This is a genomic window from Paraburkholderia sp. BL6665CI2N2, from assembly GCF_004366535.1.
Taxonomy (GTDB): Bacteria; Pseudomonadota; Gammaproteobacteria; order Burkholderiales; family Burkholderiaceae; genus Paraburkholderia.
This window is the reverse complement of record NZ_SORC01000001.1, coordinates 3,885,107-3,903,262: the sequence shown is the minus strand read 5'-3', so window position 1 is coordinate 3,903,262 and position 18,156 is coordinate 3,885,107. Positions and strand designations below refer to the sequence as shown.

The 18,156-nt window shown below is 64.3% G+C and carries 17 protein-coding genes and 2 tRNA genes; 11 read left to right on the top strand and 8 right to left on the bottom strand.

All coding sequences use genetic code 11. The features are described 5' to 3' along the window. The first annotated feature begins 60 nt into the window (after positions 1–60). From B0G81_RS17395 to B0G81_RS17385, 3 genes are all read left to right on the top strand, one after another. Positions 61–136, top strand: a tRNA-Glu gene (locus tag B0G81_RS17395). Between the two features lie 94 nt (positions 137–230). After that, a tRNA-Asp gene (locus tag B0G81_RS17390) sits at positions 231–307 on the top strand. Between the two features lie 142 nt (positions 308–449). Continuing rightward, a complete protein-coding gene (locus B0G81_RS17385; RefSeq protein ID WP_116140486.1) occupies positions 450–914 on the top strand; it encodes a GNAT family N-acetyltransferase in 465 nt (154 codons plus the stop codon). A gap of 36 nt (positions 915–950) precedes the next feature. Here B0G81_RS17385 and B0G81_RS17380 read toward each other — a convergent pair whose 3' ends face one another. Further along, positions 951–1,850: a helix-turn-helix transcriptional regulator gene (locus B0G81_RS17380; protein ID WP_116117614.1), complete on the bottom strand. Its 900-nt coding sequence runs from the start codon at positions 1,848–1,850 to the stop codon at positions 951–953. A gap of 174 nt (positions 1,851–2,024) precedes the next feature. Between B0G81_RS17380 and rraA the strand changes: the two genes are divergently transcribed. Both rraA and B0G81_RS17370 read left to right on the top strand, forming a co-directional pair. Next, positions 2,025–2,519: a ribonuclease E activity regulator RraA gene (rraA, locus tag B0G81_RS17375; RefSeq protein WP_134137785.1), complete on the top strand. Its 495-nt coding sequence runs from the start codon at positions 2,025–2,027 to the stop codon at positions 2,517–2,519. Between the two features lie 87 nt (positions 2,520–2,606). Further along, the gene (locus tag B0G81_RS17370; protein ID WP_106279579.1) at positions 2,607–3,008 is read left to right on the top strand and encodes a gamma-glutamylcyclotransferase family protein; all 402 of its coding nucleotides are present in this window, start codon (positions 2,607–2,609) and stop codon (positions 3,006–3,008) included. 209 nt (positions 3,009–3,217) lie between these two features. Here B0G81_RS17370 and aceB read toward each other — a convergent pair whose 3' ends face one another. Further along, positions 3,218–4,828: a malate synthase A gene (gene aceB / locus B0G81_RS17365; RefSeq protein WP_134137784.1), complete on the bottom strand. Its 1,611-nt coding sequence runs from the start codon at positions 4,826–4,828 to the stop codon at positions 3,218–3,220. A gap of 82 nt (positions 4,829–4,910) precedes the next feature. After that, on the bottom strand, positions 4,911–5,726 hold the full coding sequence (locus B0G81_RS17360) for a haloacid dehalogenase type II (RefSeq protein WP_134137783.1): 816 nt from the start codon (positions 5,724–5,726) through the stop codon (positions 4,911–4,913). A 151-nt stretch (positions 5,727–5,877) separates the two neighbouring features. Here B0G81_RS17360 and B0G81_RS17355 point away from each other — a divergent pair, with 151 nt between their 5' ends. Together B0G81_RS17355 and B0G81_RS17350 are read left to right on the top strand one after the other, a co-directional pair. Then, entirely contained in the window at positions 5,878–6,780 is a 903-nt protein-coding gene (locus B0G81_RS17355; protein WP_134137782.1) for a LysR family transcriptional regulator, read from the top strand. Between the two features lie 181 nt (positions 6,781–6,961). Further along, entirely contained in the window at positions 6,962–7,396 is a 435-nt protein-coding gene (locus B0G81_RS17350) for a universal stress protein (RefSeq protein ID WP_012433480.1), read from the top strand. Between the two features lie 247 nt (positions 7,397–7,643). Here B0G81_RS17350 and aceA read toward each other — a convergent pair whose 3' ends face one another. The 3 genes from aceA to B0G81_RS17330 form a co-directional block, all read right to left on the bottom strand. Then, positions 7,644–8,948 (bottom strand): isocitrate lyase, encoded by a 1,305-nt coding sequence (aceA, locus tag B0G81_RS17345; protein WP_106279587.1) that lies wholly within the window; start codon positions 8,946–8,948, stop codon positions 7,644–7,646. 461 nt (positions 8,949–9,409) lie between these two features. Continuing rightward, a complete protein-coding gene (locus B0G81_RS17335) occupies positions 9,410–11,050 on the bottom strand; it encodes a DEAD/DEAH box helicase (RefSeq protein ID WP_134137780.1) in 1,641 nt (546 codons plus the stop codon). Positions 11,051–11,582: 532 nt separating this feature from the next. Beyond that, on the bottom strand, positions 11,583–11,852 hold the full coding sequence (locus B0G81_RS17330) for an acyl-CoA-binding protein (protein ID WP_012433477.1): 270 nt from the start codon (positions 11,850–11,852) through the stop codon (positions 11,583–11,585). A 340-nt stretch (positions 11,853–12,192) separates the two neighbouring features. Here B0G81_RS17330 and tsaB point away from each other — a divergent pair, with 340 nt between their 5' ends. The 4 genes from tsaB to B0G81_RS17310 are packed head-to-tail and all read left to right on the top strand — an operon-like array spanning position 12,193 to position 15,827. Beyond that, complete coding sequence (gene tsaB / locus B0G81_RS17325) at positions 12,193–13,131, top strand: tRNA (adenosine(37)-N6)-threonylcarbamoyltransferase complex dimerization subunit type 1 TsaB (RefSeq protein ID WP_134137779.1); 939 nt, start codon at positions 12,193–12,195, stop codon at positions 13,129–13,131. Further along, entirely contained in the window at positions 13,128–13,622 is a 495-nt protein-coding gene (gene rimI / locus B0G81_RS17320) for a ribosomal protein S18-alanine N-acetyltransferase (protein WP_012433475.1), read from the top strand. Before tsaB ends, rimI begins: the two co-directional genes overlap by 4 nt. Then, positions 13,609–14,829: a uracil-DNA glycosylase gene (locus B0G81_RS17315; RefSeq protein ID WP_134137778.1), complete on the top strand. Its 1,221-nt coding sequence runs from the start codon at positions 13,609–13,611 to the stop codon at positions 14,827–14,829. Before rimI ends, B0G81_RS17315 begins: the two co-directional genes overlap by 14 nt. A gap of 35 nt (positions 14,830–14,864) precedes the next feature. Further along, the gene (locus tag B0G81_RS17310; RefSeq protein WP_134143150.1) at positions 14,865–15,827 is read left to right on the top strand and encodes a DUF1853 family protein; all 963 of its coding nucleotides are present in this window, start codon (positions 14,865–14,867) and stop codon (positions 15,825–15,827) included. 7 nt (positions 15,828–15,834) lie between these two features. Here the strand turns inward: B0G81_RS17310 and thiD are convergent, their stop codons facing one another. Together thiD and lplT are read right to left on the bottom strand one after the other, a co-directional pair. Next, on the bottom strand, positions 15,835–16,641 hold the full coding sequence (thiD, locus tag B0G81_RS17305; protein ID WP_134137777.1) for a bifunctional hydroxymethylpyrimidine kinase/phosphomethylpyrimidine kinase: 807 nt from the start codon (positions 16,639–16,641) through the stop codon (positions 15,835–15,837). 59 nt (positions 16,642–16,700) lie between these two features. Further along, positions 16,701–18,008, bottom strand: coding sequence for a lysophospholipid transporter LplT (gene lplT / locus B0G81_RS17300; protein WP_106279598.1), 1,308 nt, complete (start codon positions 18,006–18,008; stop codon positions 16,701–16,703). Positions 18,009–18,156 lie beyond the last annotated feature (148 nt).

Genomic DNA, 18,156 nt, shown 5'->3' with positions numbered 1-18,156 from the left:
ACAAAGCCCGTTCATACGAACTTGAACGGGCTTTTTCATTAAAGGTGTAAGCAGTACGTTGTCCCCTTCGTCTAGAGGCCTAGGACATCACCCTTTCACGGTGAGTACAGGGGTTCGAATCCCCTAGGGGACGCCAGCAAATCGGCGTCGTTCGGTTGGAAGTTTGAACGGTGCAGCGGTAACGCAGCGGTGAATGAGCCAGTCTCATCAGCCGCGGTGCAAGAAAATCTGGAGCGGTAGTTCAGTTGGTTAGAATACCGGCCTGTCACGCCGGGGGTCGCGGGTTCGAGTCCCGTCCGCTCCGCCAGATTTGAGAAAGCCCACTTCGAAAGAAGTGGGCTTTTTTTATTCCACTGTCCGGCGCGCCTGGGTATGCTCGGGACAAACAGCCATTGCCAGCGTGCGCGGCCTGTTTTACCGTTGACCCGACTCTCCCTTGTCGCCCCGCCATGTTCGATCCCACCGAAGCTCCGTTACCGTTTCATCTGCGCAAAGCCAGCATGGACGATTTCGAGTTCGCCGAGGCGCTGACACGCAACAACATGGGCGGCTACTACCATCGCCATCATCTCGTCTGGCGTGGCGATCTGTTTCTCGGCAGCTGGCGCGAGTCGGAGAATTTCATTCTCGAAATGGACGGCGCGCCGATCGGCGTGTTGCGCATCACACAAGAGGGCGATTCGCTGCATATCCGCGACGTGCAGATTGCCGAAGGCCATCGCCGGCTCGGCGCCGGCACGTATCTGCTCGATGTCTCGCATCAATGGGCACGCGAGCGCGGCCTGCGCGAGTTGCAATTGCGTGTGTTCGTCGACAACCCTGCGGCCCGCCTCTATCAGCGCAAAGGCTACAAGCTGGCCGGGCCGCGTCTTGCGCAACTGGGTGCGATTCGCCATCTGGCGCGACGGGTTTGAGGCGAGGCGTGTGACGCCGCGGTTTTACACACTCACTCAACGCTCCGCATCGCTCTCTGCATCCGCGCGATCCCGCGCCGTCTCGTCGTCCACGTCTGTCTCGCCGTGCTCGCCATGCGCCGCCCGATGTTCCGAGCCACGCTCGATAAACGCGCGCGGACTTTCTCCGAAGGCACGGCGGAACATCGCAGAGAACGCGCTCTGACTTTGATAGCCCAGTTCCAATGCGACATGCGAAAGCGGCCGCCCCTGGCTCAATAGCGGGATCGCGCGCGCCAGAATCGCCTGCTGGCGCCACTGCGAAAAACTCACGCCCAGCTCCTGACGAAACAGCCGCGCAATGGTGCGCGTGCTCGCGCCCACGCTGGACGCCCATTGTTCGAGCGACTCGCCATGCGTCGGGTCGGCAATCACCGCTTCGCACAGCGCGCGCAGACGCTTTTCGTTAGGCATCGGCACGGAGAGCGGCAGCGGCTCCGAGCGAGTCAGTTCGTCGAGTGCGAGGGCGCCCAGCAACCGCTCGCGCGTAGCCGAGATGCCGGGCGTGTCGAGCGCGGCAATCACTTCGCGCAGCAGATCCGAGACTTCGACCACGCGTGGCGTATCGAGACCGGCAGGCACCGTGCTTTCGGTGATGTAGAGCGTGCGCAGGAACGCGTCTTCGACGGCGACCACTTCGTGCGTCACGTGCGGCGGCACCCAGATTGCCCGCGAGGGCGGCACCATCCACGTCGTACCGGTCGTCGCGACCCGCAGCACGCCGCGCGACGCATAGGCCACCTGCGCCCACGCATGCGTGTGACGTGCGATGCGCCAGCCCGAAGGCATCTGCCGCGAGCGCACACGGATCGGATGCGTTTCGTTCGGCTGGAACTCGGGCGGAATATCGGCGAAGCGTACGAGGCTCGACAGGTTTGAGTCGGCGGACGAAGTCATGGTGAAGATCGATCCCGATAACGGAACGCGGGCAGCGCGCGCTCCAGGTACGCCGAAAGCGCCGCAAGGCAAACCCCCGTGCGGGCGGACAAACCGCCGCGGGCTTCTCATTGTAGGTGTTGCAAAGGACAGGGCGTTGCATAATGTCCCGATTACGGACCCGAGGAGAACGCCATGAGCTTTGCCACCGCGGACTTGTGCGACGCGCACGAGGACCAGCTGGCGCTCGGCACGTTGCGTGTGCTCGAGCCGGTCTTCCACCTGTTCAGCCGCGCCGAGTGTTTCAGCGGTGAGGCGGTGACGCTGAAGGTATTCGAGGACAACGCGCTCGTGCGGGCCACGCTCGAAGAGAAGGGCGCGGGCCGTGTGCTGGTGATCGACGGCGGCGGCAGCCTGCGTTGCGCGCTGGTCGGCGGCAATCTCGCGCAAATCGCGGAACAGAACGGCTGGGCGGGCATCGTCCTGAACGGCTGTGTGCGCGATGCGCTCGAACTCAACGAGGTGAACGTCGGCATTGCGGCTTTGACCACTTCACCACGGCGCGGCCAGAAGCTCGGCACCGGTGAACGCGACGTGGCGGTGCAATTGCCCGGCGCGCTCGTGCGTCCCGGTGAATGGATCTACGTGGATATCGACGGCGTGCTCGTGGCGAGCGCGGCGCTGAACTGAACCAGCCGGGACTCGAGCTCGAACAGAGCCGGAAACAGAACTGGAAACAGAACCCACCCAAACCTGATTCAAGGAGAGCAAACGACGATGCAGACCGTCTTTGTATACGGCACATTGCGCGCCGGTGAAGTGAACGACATCCGCCACGCCGCGGCGCGCAACGAGATCGCGGCGCCCAATCTGCTCGGCACGGCCACGGTGCGTGGCCACCTATTCGACTTCGGCTCGTATCCGGGCCTCGTGGTCGACGAAGCCGGCGTCGACGTGATCGGCGACGTCTACGAGATCGAAGACGAACTGGTCGCCGTGCTCGATGAAATCGAGGCGGTCTATCCAGGCGTCGAAGACCGTTTCCTTGCGCGCGAAGTGATGGTGAAAGTCGACGGCAACGTCGTCAACTGCCGCTTTTATCCGGTTGCGCCGAATGTGGTGAAGGGCTTGCCTGAAATCAAATCGGGCGACTGGATCGAGCACCGCAGCACGCGCTGACCAGGCGGCGTTACGGGTGCATAAAAAAACGGCCCGGCAGGCATACGCCTGTCGGGCCGTCCGGTCGGTCAGCCTTGCAACTCAAGCCATTTCACGCCGCATGCTAAAGACGCGCGAAGGCGGGCTTGTTACTGCGTCGTCCGTTGTTAATGCATCGGAGTGCATTTGAATGACTGCGCCCGATGCATCCACGAGGCCTGACGCCAGCCTCAAATTTCCTCGTACAGCGGCAGCGTGAGGAAGTCGGTGAACTGTTCCGACGTCGACATTTCTTCGAAGATCTGCGCAGCGCGCTCATACGGCCTCGTGTCGCCGCCCACGGCCTGCTTTACCTTCTCGAGTTCCTGCGCCGCCAACTCGCGCACCAGCTCCGCCGTCACCTTGCGGCCGTCTTCGAGCTTGCCCTTCGGCGAGCGAATCCATTGCCACACCTGCGAGCGCGAGATTTCCGCGGTGGCGGCGTCTTCCATCAGATTGTGAATCGGCACGCAGCCATTGCCCGCGAGCCACGCGCCCAGGTAGTGAATGCCGACGTTGATGTTGTTGCGCAGGCCGCCTTCGGTGATCGGCGCTTCCGGACGGAAGTCCGTCAGGTCGGTGGCCGTGACGAGCACGTCGTCGCGTTGCTTGCCGATCTGGTTCGGCTTGTCGCCGAGCACCTTGACGAACTCTTCCATCGCGATCGGCACGAGGCCCGGATGCGCGACCCAGCCGCCGTCGTAACCGTCGCCGGCATCGCGCGCCTTGTCCGAACGCACGCCGCCCATCGCCTTTTCGTTCGCGGCCGGATCGTTCTTGATCGGAATCAGCGCGCTCATGCCGCCGATCGCCGGCGCATTGCGGCGATGGCAAGTCTTCAGCAGCAGCAGCGCGTAGGCGCGCATGAACGGCGACGTCATCGTGATCTGCGAGCGGTCGGCCAGACAGAAGTCGCGGTCGGCCTTGAACTTCTTGATCGCCGAGAAGATGTAGTCCCAACGGCCGGCGTTCAGACCCGAGCTGTGTTCGCGCAGCTCGTACAGGATCTCGTCCATTTCGAAGGCGGCGACGATCGTTTCGATCAGCACCGTCGCGCGAATCGTGCCGCGCGGCACGCCGACGGCTTCCTGTGCGGCGACGAAAATGTCGTTCCACAGACGCGCTTCGAGGTGGCTTTCCATCTTCGGCAGATAGAAGTACGGCCCCGAGCCGCGCGCCACCAGTTCCTTCGCGTTGTGCACCATGAAGAGCGCGAAATCGAAGATGCCTCCCGACACGCGCTTGCCGTCCACCTTCACGTGCTTCTCGTCGAGATGCCAGCCGCGCGGACGCACGATCAGCGTGGCGACCTTGTCGTTCAGTGTGTACGACTTGCCGTTCTGTTCCAGCGAAATCGTGCGGCGCACCGCGTCCTTCAGATTGATATGGCCGGTGATCTGGTTATCCCAGCTCGGCGCATTCGAATCCTCGAAGTCGGTCATGTACGAATCCGCGCCCGAATTCAGCGCGTTGATGATCATCTTGCGCTCGACCGGAGCGGTGATTTCCACCCGGCGGCATTGCAGATCCTGCGGCAGCGGCGCGATTTTCCAGTCGGCTTCACGCACGCTTTTCGTTTCGGCGAGGAAGTCGGGGCGCTCGCCGGCGTCGAGGCGCCTGGTGCGTTCCGCGCGCGCCTGCAACAACTGCTGACGTCGCGGCTCGAATGTGCGATGCAGCGCGGCGACGAGTTCGAGCGCTTCGCGCGTGAGGATCGCGTCATAGCCCGGCTTGAGGTCAGCCGTGATTTCCATGCCCTGCGGCAACTGCAACGATGAATGCGAGGACTGCGGGCTTGCCATGTTTTCTCCTTGGTCGGTCAGATTGCAAAGGTGCAAATGTTGAGATGCGGTAGTTGTGCGTCGCGTTAGCCAGCAGTAACCGTCATGCGCCAGGGCTGTGGCGCGTGCGGCTGCCGCCGGCGCCGCTGCTGCGGCCGGGCGACGCGGGGTTCTTCAGAAAAGCGAGCAGATCGGCCATGCCTCCGCCCGCGCCATGCGGCGTGACGCCCAGTTCTTCGGCTGGGGCGTTCTGCCGGTTGAGCCAGAAAGTGGTGAAGCCGAACCACGTCGCGCCTGCTACGTCCCAGCCGTTCGACGACACGAAGACGATCTCGCGCGGCAGCGCGTCGAAGGCTTGCGTGCCGAGCGCGTAAGCGGCGGGCGAGGGTTTGTAGGCGCGCACGGCGTCGACGGAGAGAACGCGGTCGAACAGGCGCGTCATGCCGGCGCTCTTCACGGCGACGTCGAGCATTTGCGGATTGCCGTTCGAGAGAATCGCGAGGCGTGGAGGCGGGGCGGATTCACCGCCCGCGCGCGCCGCTGAGTCAGGTGAAGCTTCGCGCAACTGGCGCAGCGCGGGCACGGCATCGGGGAAAGCGGACAGGCACGCGTATTCGTCCATCAGACGCTTCTCGGCCGTGCGGCCCAACGTGAGCTGAAGTTTTTTTGCGGCGAAGCGCAACGCGTCGAGCGTGATGTCCCAGAACGGGCGGTAATGCGCGCCGGGTGCGTCCGCGGAATCGGCGAGCGTGCGCAACTGCGTGTATTCGATCTGTTTTTGCCGCCACAACTGCGAGAGCGCGTCGCCGCGGCCGGGGAACATCTGCTCTGCGGCGGCGATCACCGCATGCACGTCGAAAAGCGTGCCGTAGGCGTCGAAAATTACTGCTTTTGGGGAGAGTGTCGTTGTGGCCGACATTGCCGTGCACTCCTGTCAGAGGTCAGGACGGATTGTATTAGTGATGCCGGGCGCTAAAAAAGAGGCTAAACATCACTTGATCTTTTACTTTCATCCACCTAATCTGACGCGCACCGACCACTTTCCCGCCTAGACGCGGCTCCCATCGCTCATGGACCGTTTCAAGCAGATCGAGACTTTCGTGACCGTCGCGGCGAAAGGCAGCCTGTCTGCCGCGGCTTCGGCCGAAGGCGTCGCGCCGGCCATCATTGGCCGCCGCATCGACGCGCTCGAAGAGCGCCTCGGCGTCAAATTGCTGGTGCGCACCACGCGCAAGATCACGCTGACGTTCGAAGGCTCGGCCTTTCTCGAAGACTGCCAACGCATCATTCACGAGATGCAAAACGCCGAAGCCAGCGTGTCGGCCGGTGGCGTCAAGGCGAGCGGCCATTTGCGGCTGTCCGCGCCCGCGGGCTTCGGGCGGCGGCACGTCGCGCCGCTGGTGCCGGCCTTCACGGTCGCGCATCCGGACGTGTCGATCACGCTCGACCTGTCCGATCGCCTCGTCGATCTGGTCAACGAGGGTTTCGACTGTGCGGTGCGTCTCGGCGAGTTGCCGGACTCGTCGCTGGTGTCGCTCAAGCTCGGCGAGAACCGCCGTGTCTGCGTGGCGTCGCCGTCGTATCTGAGCCGGCGCGGCGCGCCGCACAGCCTCGCCGATCTCGCGCATCACAACTGTCTCGCGCTCGGCGCGAGCGCCAACCAGCAGCGCGGCTGGATGTTCCAGCAGGGCGACAAGGTCGTGTCGATCAAGGTGTCCGGCACGATGGAATGCTCCGACGGCGCGGTGCTGCACGAATGGTGTCTCGAAGGCTACGGACTCGCGTGGCGCTCGTGGTGGGAAGTCGGCACGGACATCGCGGCCGGGCGGCTCGTCAGCGTGCTCGACGAATTCGCCGCGCCGCCCATCGGCATTCACGCGGTGTTTCCGCAGCGCCGTCACTTGCCGCTGCGCGTGCGACTGTTTCTGGACTTTCTCAAGCATACGTATGGTCGCCCTGACTACTGGGGTTAGCTGCGCAGGCCAGGCGCGCAGCGGATGGCACGCAGCGCACAAGGGGTTTCCGATATGCGGACAGACCCTCAACAGATTCATACGCTCAATTCCGCGACCTACAATCGATTCAAGCGGCTTGTAAGCCGAGCCTCGTTGGACGCCGACGCCGCGCTCTGCGCGGTCGGCGACGGAGGGCATCATGTTCAGGCACATCCTGGTTCCGACCGACGGTTCCGACCTGTCGCGCAAGGCAATCGACGGCGCCATCGATCTCGCGCAAGCCGTCAATGCCCACGTGACCGCCTACGCGTGTCTGCCGCAATACCCGTACTCGCCGTTCTCCGACGTCGTGGTCGAACCGCCCTCTGAATTCCTGCAGCGCAGCGAGCGCGAAGCGCGCGTGCATCTGCGCGAGGTGGAGATGGCCGCGCGCCGTGTCGGCGTCACGGTCGACAGCAGGACCAGCGTGCATCCCGCGCCGTATCTCGGCATCATCGAAGCGGCGGAGCAGGGCGGCTGCGATGTGATCTTCATGGCCTCGCATGGCCGCCGCGGTTTGGGCAGCCTGCTGATCGGCAGCGAAACGCAGCGGGTGCTCACGCATACGAAGATTCCGGTGATCGTGTATCGCTAAAATCGCGGGCGAAAAAAAACGCGCCGGCGGTGAGGCCGGCGCGCGCTGTGTTCGCCGCACAATCCGTTGTGCTGGCTTTCTCTCCACTGCTGCTGCGAGCTCTCCAAGTTCCGCTGCGAGACTTCGGCCGTCGGGTGCGATTCGACTTCAGCCCCGACGGCCTTGCTCCTCCCTGTGACGACGGCTCTCTGACGGCGCCGCTTTTCGTCTATCTGCCTTGTTCCAGCGATCAGACCGCGTGCTTGCTTTACGCGACCTTCTTGTCGAAGAACTGTTCGTCTTCCGTCGAGCCGTGCAGCGCGGTCGTCGATGCTTCGCGCTCGACCGTTTGCGTCACGGCGTCGAAGTAGCCCGTGCCGACTTCGCGTTGATGCTTGACCGCGGTGAAGCCCTTTTCGGCGGCAGCGAATTCAGCCTGCTGCATTTCGACGAAGGCCGTCATCTGGTTGCGGGCATAGCCGTGCGCGAGGTTGAACATCGAGTAGTTCAGCGCGTGGAAGCCGGCCAGCGTGATGAACTGGAACTTGTAGCCCATCGCGCCGAGTTCGCGCTGGAACTTGGCGATGGTCGCGTCGTCCAGGTTCTTCTTCCAGTTGAACGACGGCGAGCAGTTGTACGACAGCAGTTGATCCGGGTACTCCTTGTGGATCGCGTCGGCGAATTTCTTCGCGAACTCGAGGTCCGGCTTGCCGGTTTCGCACCAGATCATGTCGGCGTACGGCGCGTAGGCGAGGCCACGCGAGATCGCCTGTTCAAGACCCGGCTTGGTGCGGTAGAAGCCTTCCACCGTGCGCTCGCCCGTCAGGAACGGCTTGTCGTTGTCGTCGATGTCCGACGTGATCAGGTCGGCGGCTTCCGCATCGGTGCGCGCCAGCAGCACGGTCGGCGTGCCGGAGACATCGGCGGCCAGACGCGCGGCCGTCAGTTTGGCGATGTTTTCACGCGTCGGCACGAGCACCTTGCCGCCCATGTGACCGCACTTCTTCACCGAAGCCAGTTGATCTTCGAAGTGCACGCCCGCAGCGCCTGCTTCGATCATCGCCTTCATCAGTTCGAATGCGTTCAGCACGCCGCCGAAGCCGGCTTCCGCGTCCGCCACGATCGGCTGGAAATAATCGACGTAGCCTTCGTCGCCCGGATTCTTGCCTTCCGACCACTGGATCTGGTCGGCGCGCGTCAGCGTGTTGTTGATGCGCTTCACGACGAGCGGCACCGAGTTCGCCGGGTACAGCGACTGGTCCGGGTACATTTCACCGGCGACGTTCGCGTCGCCCGCCACTTGCCAGCCCGACAGATAGATCGCCTTGAGGCCGGCCTTGACCTGCTGCATGGCCTGATTGCCGGTCAGCGCGCCGAGCGAGTTCACGAACGGCTCGTTGTTCACGCTCTCCCAGAGCTTTTCCGCACCGCGCTTGGCGAGCGTGTGCTCGACTTGCACCGAACCGCGCAGGCGGATCACGTCTTCCGCCGTGTAGCTGCGCTTCACGCCTTTCCAGCGCGGATCGGTTTCCCATTGCTGTTGGAGTTGCTTGACTTGTTCTTGACGGGACATGGTGTGCTCCTTGGTTGCCTGTATGGATGGGGTGACTCTTTTCTTCGTCGAAGCGGCCGGCCGGTTGAGGCGTTTCGTTTCGTGAAGTCTTGTATAAGAGTCTAGGCAAATCAATGGTCGCGCAACAGCCGCCCGGACGGCCTTTTTGAATATTTATTTATGTTTAAATTCAATGAATTACGATGCGCGTTTCGCATTAAGAAACGACTTTTTCCATCTTGCAATGGGCGCTCTTGTGCCGTGCAGCACGATTTTTTACGACGCAAAAAAATTTTCCACATCGTGAAATTTGGGGCGCGCCGACTGACGGGCGAAAAAAAACCGGCGCCTGAGCACCGGTTTCTTCCGACTGACGAACGGCGAGAAGCCGTTCGGGTCTTTTTTCAAGCTGACTGCTGACAGTACTGGATGAGCGCCGCAACGGGCCGAAGCCCTGATGCAGAGTGCGCCCGTCTCAGTAATTAGCTGCCGCGACGCGCCGTACGCGGGCCGTCGCTGCGGCGTGCGCCGTAGCCGCCGTCGCGCGAACCGCCGTAGCCTTCACGCGAACCGCCGCCGAAGCCGCCTTCGCGCGAGCCGCCGCCAGCCGACTTGCCGGCCCAGCCGCCGCCAGTGCCGCTACCGCTGCGCGCGCCGCCGCCGTTGCCGGCCGGCTTGCCCGAACCGCTGCCGAAGCGACGGCCACCGCCGTTGCCACCGCCCGGACGGCCGCGGCCGCCAAAGCCAGGACGGCCGTTACCCGACGGAGCCGACTTGCGCGGCTCGAAGCCTTCGACGACATTGACCGGCAGCGGAGTACGCACGAAACGCTCGATGCGCTTCAACGCGCCTTGTTCGGCGTGATGCACGAGGCTCACCGCGATACCCGAGCGGCCGGCACGGCCAGTACGGCCGATGCGGTGCACGTAGTCTTCGGCGAACTTCGGCAGGTCGTAGTTGAACACGTGCGTGATGCCCGGAATGTCGATACCGCGAGCGGCGACGTCCGTGGCCACCAGCACGCGCACACGGCGCTCGCGCAGCGCACGGATCGTGCGGTTGCGCGCGCCTTGCGGCAGATCGCCGTGCAGGGCGGCCGATTCGAAACCGGCATCGGCCAGACGGCCGGCCAATTGGTCCGCGTCCATCTTGGTTGCCGTGAAGACGATTGCCTGGTCGAGGCCTTCGTCGCGCAGCAGATGGTCGAGCAGACGATCCTTGTGATCGCGGTCATCCACGTAATGGACGGTTTGCGCGATGTTGGTGCGCTGTTCCAGACGCTGAACGATCTCGATACGCTCCGGATCCTTCAGCAGACGGCCCGTCAGCGAGCTGATCTTGCCGTCGAGCGTGGCCGAGAACAACATGGTTTGACGCGAAGCCGGCGTAGCGGCAACGATCGTTTCGATGTCTTCGATGAAGCCCATGTCGAGCATGCGGTCGGCTTCGTCGAGCACGAGGATCTGCAGTTGCGACAGATCGATACGGCCGCGTTCCAGGTGGTCGATCAGACGGCCCGGCGTAGCAACCAGGATTTCCGGGTTCTTGGCCAGCAGCATCAGCTGTTGACCATAAGCAACGCCGCCCAGAATGCTGACGGTGCGCAAGCGCTTCAGGTGCTTGCCGTACGTGGCGGCGGCGGTGGTGACCTGCATGGCGAGTTCGCGGGTCGGCGTCAGAACCAGCATGGTCGGACGGGCAACCGGTTGCGGACGACGCGTGCGGGCGCCGTCAGCCGGACGCGGTTCGCGCGGCTGGCTGGCTTGTGCTTTTTGCAGTTGCGAGAAACGTTCGATGGCGGGCAGCATGAACGCGGCGGTCTTGCCCGAACCGGTCGGGCTCGAGACCATCAGATCGCGGCCGGCGATGCCAGCCGGGATTGCGCGTTGCTGAACCGGAGTCGGGTTCTGATAACCAGCGGCGGTCAGCGCGGAGACGACATCCGCGGAGAGACCGAGCGACGCGAACGACGGGCCGGTCGGCGCTGCGGCTTCCGCTGCGACGGCTTCCGGAGCGGCAGCAACGGCTGCGGCTTGTGCGGGTGCTGCGTCGCGGCTTTCGAGACCGAGGGCTTGATCGGCGATGGCGTTCAACGGGCTGCTGGGGGTATTGCTCGAAGTCATGAGAATCCTTGGTAAATCCTTGGTACACACGGAATTAAAACGTCGGCGCCAATCGGCATACCCAAGTCGTCGGATTCAGCGAGCAAAGAAGCAGCGAGCAAATCGAAAAACGGGGGCAGCTCGCGGCAATGAAGGCGAGCTTTTCGTTAGAAGCTGTATCGGATGCGACATGCCAACACGGCGTGCCGCCAGCCTGGGACATGATCGCCCGGAGGGGCTAGGCAGGAGGGGACAGGTTCTAAACTGGATTGGAGCTAAACGCTACGAGGCGCTGCGCCGCAAAGGCCGCTAGAGGAAAGCCGGGCAAAGCAGTGAAGCGCAGGCAGCATTGTATAGCCTTTTGCTGCACTGCGCCACTATTAGGAATTTTCCTCGCGGAAAAGTTTGTGCCGGGGTGCTGTTCGAGCGGCTCGTCAGGCGGCTGCGCCGGCCGGCTATCGTCGTGCCGGCGCGGTTCAGGGCGATTCGCCGTTGGCCGGGGGCGGAGCAGGCAATCGTTCGCCAGTAGCCGCCCGGCGTCGATCTGGACCAGTCAGGCCGACGCGCCGCTCTTGAGCGATTCGACGAGCTCGACGTATTGCTGCTTCGCGGCGTCTTGCGCGGTGCCTTTGAGCGCGGCCCACGCGTCGTACTTGTATTTGCCGACGATGTCGGTGAAGCCGGGTTTGTCGCCCTGAACGTCGCCGCGGGTGGCCTGTTTGTAGAGCGCGTAAAGGCGCAGCAGCGTGAGATTGCCCGGACGCTCCGGCAGTTGCTGGACGTCTTCGTGGGCTTGGGTGAACTGGGTGTCGATGTCGGTCATTGTCGTTTGCCCGCCAGGCGGGATCAGGATTGAACTCGGCTGACGATCATAACAACTGGATGCCCCGGCAGGGGCCGAGGGCTCATTCCAAACGCCGGCCGGCGATGCGGCGCAAGACGGACAGGCTCGGGCGCGAGGCGAACCCGGTTTGGGCGCAAACTGGGCCGCTGCTGGGCGCAAGCCATATGCGCCTCGCGCGAGGTGGACCGCTTTCGCGCGATCCAAACCACTTGGCGCGCGGCAAACCACCTTCGCGCGACCCGAGCCACCTCGGCGCGTGCCAAAACACGGCGCGTGCCAAAACACATTTGCGCGCGCCGTGCCGATTACAATACGGTCCATGACTCAAACTGTGCTCCTCGCCCTCGATACCTCGACCGAATTCTGCTCGGTAGCGCTTCTGTCCGCCGCCGGCAACGCGGCCGGCGCGACGCCTGAAGAGGCTCGCGCCGAACCGCAACTGTGGGTGCGCCACGAGCAAACCGGCGCGGTTTCCAGCACGCGCCTGCTCCCCGCCATCCGCGAACTTTTCGACGAAGCCGGCCTGACACTGGCGGACTGCGACGCCGTCGCCTTCGGATCCGGTCCCGGCTCGTTCACCGGGTTGCGTACGGCAACCGGTGTCGCCCAAGGCCTCGCGTTTGGCCTGAATCTGCCGGTCGTGCCGGTCAGCACGCTGCTCGCCTGTGCCGAGAGCGCCCGCCTGCGCGATCCGTCGGCGACGCGCGTGCTCGCCGCGCTCGACGCCCGCATGGACGAAATCTATTGGGCCGACTACGCGTGGGACGACGCGCAAGGTGAATGGCGCACGCTGCAGGCGGCTTCGCTCGATGCGCCGGACCGGCTCGTTTTGCCCGACGTCGCCTTCACGCTGGCGGGCAATGCCGCCGCGGCGTTCGGCGCGCGACTGCCCGCGGTCGCCGCGGCGCGCAGCGTCGACAGTGAAGCGTTGCCGCATGCCGTGCCGCTCGCGCACGCCGCGCTGCGTGCGTTGCGGGCGGGCCGCACGGTGCCCGCCGATCAGGCGGCGCCGGAATACGTGCGGGACAAGGTCGCCCAGACCACCGCCGAACGGGTCGCCGAAAAAGCCGAAAAAGCCGAAAAAGCCGAAAAAGCCGAAAAAGCCGAAAAAGCCGAAAAAGCCGAAAAAGCCGAAAAAGCCGAAAAAGCCGAAAAAGCCGAAAAAGCCGAAAAAGCCGAAAAAGCCGAAAAAGCCGCCAGGGCCGAGCAGGCCGCCCGACTCGCGCACGACGCAGCGCAAGGCGAGGGCCGGCAATGAGTGGCGTGTTGCTCGCGGACCGCTACATGTCGCCGATGACTGAAGGCGATCTGGACGAAGTCGCCGCCATCGAAAAAATCGCATATGAGTTTCCCTGGAGCCGGGGCAATTTTGGCGACTCGCTGCGCAACGGCTATTTCGGCGTCTGTCTGCGCCATGTCACGGGTACCTTGATCGGCTATTGCGTGCTGATGCCGGTCGTCGACGAAATGCATCTGCTCAATCTGTGCGTGACGCCCGCGGCGCAAGGCGCCGGCGCCGGGCTCGCGCTGCTGCGCGAAGCCGTGCGCATTACCCGCGCTGAAAAACTCGAGGGGCTGTTGCTGGAAGTGCGGCCGTCGAATCATCGGGCGATCCGGCTTTATGAGCGCTTCGGCTTCGCTTCGATCGGCCGGCGCAAAAACTATTATCCGGCGCGGCATCGCAGCCGGGAGGACGCCATCGTGATGCGTTTCTCGTTTGCCACGGAGGGCGCAGATGGCGCTGCATGAATCGGTTCTGGAAGAGTTCGGACTCACACCGCTGTGGGTACGTCGGGGTATGGCGGCGCAGGAGCCGGTCGCTGAGCCGCAGGCGCAAGCGGCGGCCGTGGTCGGGCAGGGCGCGGCTGTGCCGGCCGCACCGGATGCACGTCGTGATGATGCGCGTGGGGCGTCGCCAGGGCTGCCGCCCGTTGCTCGTGCGCAGGAAACCCCGCAGCCCGCGGTGCGCGCCGCCGACGTTCAGCAAGTCAACGCGGCGCCAGCGCCAGGCGAACGCGGCGCGTCTGGACGTCCGGATCAGGCATCACCCGCGGCCGGGGCACGCGATCGGTTCGCTGATCGCCAGCCGACGGCTGAAACGCGCTCACGCGAGTCGCCGCGCTCCATGCAGAGCAGTGCGCAAGCCGAACCTCAAGGGCAGCCTTCACGAGACCCGATGCAAGGCCGGATGCAAGCGTCGGTCGAGACAAGCGAGCTGCAAGTACCGCAGTCGGCACGGCCCCAGCAACTCCGCAGCGCCGAGCCGCCGGCATTCGACGCGCCACCCGACGACGATTTCGCCTGGTTCGACGATCTGCCGACCCAGGCTCCCGCGGACGCACGCCGCGAAGCCCCTGCGGCGCCGGCAATCCACACGCTCGACTGGGACGCGCTGAGCGAGCGCGTCGCCGCCTGCCAGCTTTGCCGTCTGTGCGAGAAGCGCACGAATACGGTGTTCGGCGTCGGCGATCGCGGCGCCGACTGGATGCTGATCGGCGAAGCGCCGGGTGAGAACGAGGATCGTTTGGGCGAACCGTTCGTGGGCCAGGCCGGCAAGCTGCTCGACAACATGCTGCGTTCGCTGACGCTCGCGCGCGACACCAACGTCTATATCGCCAACGTGATCAAGTGCCGGCCGCCCGGCAACCGTAATCCCGAAGCGGACGAAGTCGCGCGTTGCGAGCCGTATCTGCAACGTCAGGTCGCGCTGGTCAAGCCGAAGCTGATCGTCGCGCTCGGCCGCTTCGCGGCGCAGAGTTTGCTGAAGACCGAGGCGAGCATTTCGTCGCTGCGCGGCCGCGTGCACGAATACGAAGGCGTGCCTGTGATCGTCACCTATCACCCGGCGTATCTGTTGCGCAGCCTGCCCGATAAGGCGAAAGCCTGGGCCGACCTGTGCCTCGCGCGCGACACGTGGCGGGCGGCCGGCGGCACACCGTCGAACGCGTCGAAGTGAAGTCCGGCGAGGGTCCGGCGATCGGTTCCGCCGCGATGCCCGGCATCGATGCCGCGAGCCGCGATGCGCTGCTCGACACCTTGCGCGACGCCGCCGTGCGCGATCTCGCCTGGCTGCTGCTGAGCGCCGATCTGTTGCGTCCGCAACCACCGGTCGGCGCGCTGGCGAATCCCTTCGACACGCTACAAGAAGCACAGGCGACCCTCGACTGGCTGCGCGCGCTCGACGCCGCGCCTGAACCCCTGCACCACGAACTCGCGGCGACGCGCATCACGCGCCTCGGCCGCTACGCCGAACGGCTGCTCGGCTGGTTCCTGCAGCATGGGCCGGCGGCGCGGCTGGTGGCGGCGGGCGTGCCGCTACGGCGCGGGGGCGTCACACTCGGCGAATGCGATTTTCTGGTGCAGACGCGGCAGGGCACGCGGCTTCATTGGGAGCTGGCCGTGAAGTGCTATCTGCATGCCGGCGATGGGCGCGCGCAGTTATCCGACTACGTCGGCCCGAATCTGAAAGACCGCTTCGATCTGAAACTCGCGCATGTGCTGAATCATCAGTTGCCGTTGAGCGCGCGTGAGGAGTTTGCCTCGGTCGGCTACGCGGGTCCGTGGACGCCGCAGATGTTCATCAAAGGCTGGCTGTTTTATCGGCATGGCGAAACGTCGGTCGATCCGGTCGAACTCGATCCGGCACATGGTCGCGGCTGGTGGGTGACACGCAGTGATTGGCCGGCGTTCGCGGCGGCGCATGCGGAGAAATGGCGGACATTGCCGCGGTTGGAATGGCTGGCGCCGCGACGCCATGCACCTCTTGAGGTGCGGACCGCGGGCCTCGCATTCGTCGATGCCAAGACGCTCGCGGGGCAAACGTTGCATCAGCACGGACCGGCGATGGTGGGCGCGTTCGTCGAGGACAGCGTAGGCAATCTGATCGAGCGCTCGCGCGGCTTTATCGTGCCCGACGAGTGGCCCGAGTTGGCGCGACACTACGCGCGGCAGTAGCGGCGCTTCACCACCACCGATAAAAATGATGCACCGGCCCCACGCCACCGCCGACGTCGAGCCGATCGCTCGCCTGCAGCGCGCCGGTCAAATACTGCTTGGCATCGGCGACGGCGCTCGCGAGATCGCCTCGCTGCGGAATCAGCGCCGCAATCGCCGACGACAGCGTGCAGCCCGTCCCATGCGTATTCTTCACCGGCACTCGCGGGCCGCCTAAACGAAGCGTGCCGCTTTCCTGCACCAGCCAGTCCGGACTATCCGTGGCGCTCAAATGGCCGCCCTTCATCAGCACCGCGCGTGCGCCGAGCGAGCGCAGCGCTTCGCCTTGCTCGACCATGCCGGCTTCGTCGGTCGCGGCTTGCACGCCGAGCAGCGCGGCCGCTTCCGGCAGATTGGGCGTCAGCAGATCGGCGAGCGGCAGCAATTCATCGCGCACCGCCGCGACCGCGTCCGGCAGCAGCAGCGCGTGGTTGCTCTTCGAAATCATCACCGTGTCGAGCACGATGTGCTTCGGTTTGTGACGGCGCAATGCATCGGCGACCGCGCGCGCGATCGGCGCGTTCGCCAGCATGCCGATCTTCACGGCGTCGATGCGGATGTCGTCGAACACCGCATCGAGTTGCGCGGTAATGAAGCCGGGGTCCGGCGCGTGAATCGCGGTGACGCCGCGCGTGTTTTGCGCGGTGAGCGCGGTGATCACGCTCGCGCCGTACGCGCCGAGTGCCGAGAAAGCCTTGAGGTCGGCTTGAATGCCGGCGCCGCCGCCGGAATCGGAACCGGCGATCGTCAGCACATTGGGAATCGGTTGAGTCATGGCAAAGCGAGGAAGGAGGAAGGCGCGGGCCGCGACGTGAGCGGACGACCCGCCGCGAATCAGTGCTTGACTTCGCCGATCAGCGCGACCGAGTCGAACGCGCGCTGGTTGGCCTGGTGGCGCCGCATCACGAACCACATCATCACGCAGACGAAGGTGCCGAATAGCACGATCACCGCCGTGACCGGCACGTCGAGCCACACGAGCACGGCGTAGAGGCACAGCATGACGAGCACGGAGAGGTTTTCGTTGAAGTTCTGCACGGCGATAGAGTGACCGGCCGACAGCAACACGTGCCCGCGATGCTGGAGCAGCGCGTTCATCGGCACGACGAAAAAGCCCGACAGGCCGCCGACGATCATCAGGAAAATATACGCGACGATCAGATAGCCCGGTAAGTGCACGCGGCCGAAATAAATGCCCCAGTGGGCAGGGAACAGGTCGCGTGTATAGAACGCCATCAGCATCACGGCAATGCCCATCATGATGCCGACCGGCAACACCGACAGCGACTTCTTCAGCGGCACGCGCGAGGCCGCGAAGATCGCGCCGGCCGCCACGCCCACGGCCACCACTGCCTGCAGAATGGCCGCTTCGGACAGCGACATGTTCAACGACACCTCAGCCCATTTCAGCACGATGAATTGCAGCGTCGCGCCCGCGCCCCAGAACAGCGTCGTCACGGCGAGCGAAATCTGGCCGAGCTTGTCACGCCACAGCACGAGGAAACAGTCGGCGAAATCGGTGACGAGTTTGATCGGGCCGCGTTCCTGTTTCGGATAGCGCGCGCCGGTGTCGGGAATGCGCAGATTGAACAGCGCCGCGATAACGTAGATGGCCATGATGACCAGCATCGCGGCTTCGGCGGGCGTGTTGACGGACGGTATGTGGTGCCGCAGGATCGGCGCGGCAATATGCGGGCTGATGAGCGCCCCGCCGAGCACCGTGCCGAGAATGATCGAGCCGACGGTCGTGCCTTCGATCCAGCCGTTCGCCGCGACCAGCCGGTCAGGCGGCAACAGCTCGGTGAGAATGCCGTATTTGGCGGGCGAGTAGGCCGCCGCGCCGAAGCCGACGATCCCATACGCGAGCAGCGGATGCGCGCCCACCAGCATCGTGATGCAACCGACGACCTTGATGGTATTGGTGATGAACATCACGCGTCCTTTCGGACGGGAATCGGCGAAGGCGCCCACGAACGCGGCGAGAACGACGTACGACAGCACAAAGAACAGCTTGAGCAGCGGCGTCATCCAGTTCGGGGCGTGAAGATCTTTCAGCAGTGCGATAGCAGCGATCAGAAGCGCATTGTCGGCCAGCGACGAAAAAAACTGCGCGGCCATGATGGTGTAAAAACCTTTTTTCATCTGATGCGATGCTGTCCTCGCTGCGGTCTGTCCGCCCCGGCCGCTGGTTGAGCGTCCGGGCTTATGCCGTTCGTCGAAATGGGTTGTGCGCACGGCTTTATATCATGAAAATAGATGCATTCGGACTAGCAGAATCCTTGATCGCACC

Coding starts and splice junctions, on each gene's coding strand:
- B0G81_RS17385 (WP_116140486.1), top strand. CDS start 450: ATGTTCGATCCCACCGAAGCTCCGTTACCGTTTCATCTGCGCAAAGCC.
- B0G81_RS17380 (WP_116117614.1), bottom strand. CDS start 1,850: ATGACTTCGTCCGCCGACTCAAACCTGTCGAGCCTCGTACGCTTCGCC.
- rraA (WP_134137785.1), top strand. CDS start 2,025: ATGAGCTTTGCCACCGCGGACTTGTGCGACGCGCACGAGGACCAGCTG.
- B0G81_RS17370 (WP_106279579.1), top strand. CDS start 2,607: ATGCAGACCGTCTTTGTATACGGCACATTGCGCGCCGGTGAAGTGAAC.
- aceB (WP_134137784.1), bottom strand. CDS start 4,828: ATGGCAAGCCCGCAGTCCTCGCATTCATCGTTGCAGTTGCCGCAGGGC.
- B0G81_RS17360 (WP_134137783.1), bottom strand. CDS start 5,726: ATGTCGGCCACAACGACACTCTCCCCAAAAGCAGTAATTTTCGACGCC.
- B0G81_RS17355 (WP_134137782.1), top strand. CDS start 5,878: ATGGACCGTTTCAAGCAGATCGAGACTTTCGTGACCGTCGCGGCGAAA.
- B0G81_RS17350 (WP_012433480.1), top strand. CDS start 6,962: ATGTTCAGGCACATCCTGGTTCCGACCGACGGTTCCGACCTGTCGCGC.
- aceA (WP_106279587.1), bottom strand. CDS start 8,948: ATGTCCCGTCAAGAACAAGTCAAGCAACTCCAACAGCAATGGGAAACC.
- B0G81_RS17335 (WP_134137780.1), bottom strand. CDS start 11,050: ATGACTTCGAGCAATACCCCCAGCAGCCCGTTGAACGCCATCGCCGAT.
- B0G81_RS17330 (WP_012433477.1), bottom strand. CDS start 11,852: ATGACCGACATCGACACCCAGTTCACCCAAGCCCACGAAGACGTCCAG.
- tsaB (WP_134137779.1), top strand. CDS start 12,193: ATGACTCAAACTGTGCTCCTCGCCCTCGATACCTCGACCGAATTCTGC.
- rimI (WP_012433475.1), top strand. CDS start 13,128: ATGAGTGGCGTGTTGCTCGCGGACCGCTACATGTCGCCGATGACTGAA.
- B0G81_RS17315 (WP_134137778.1), top strand. CDS start 13,609: ATGGCGCTGCATGAATCGGTTCTGGAAGAGTTCGGACTCACACCGCTG.
- B0G81_RS17310 (WP_134143150.1), top strand. CDS start 14,865: ATGCCCGGCATCGATGCCGCGAGCCGCGATGCGCTGCTCGACACCTTG.
- thiD (WP_134137777.1), bottom strand. CDS start 16,641: ATGACTCAACCGATTCCCAATGTGCTGACGATCGCCGGTTCCGATTCC.
- lplT (WP_106279598.1), bottom strand. CDS start 18,008: ATGAAAAAAGGTTTTTACACCATCATGGCCGCGCAGTTTTTTTCGTCG.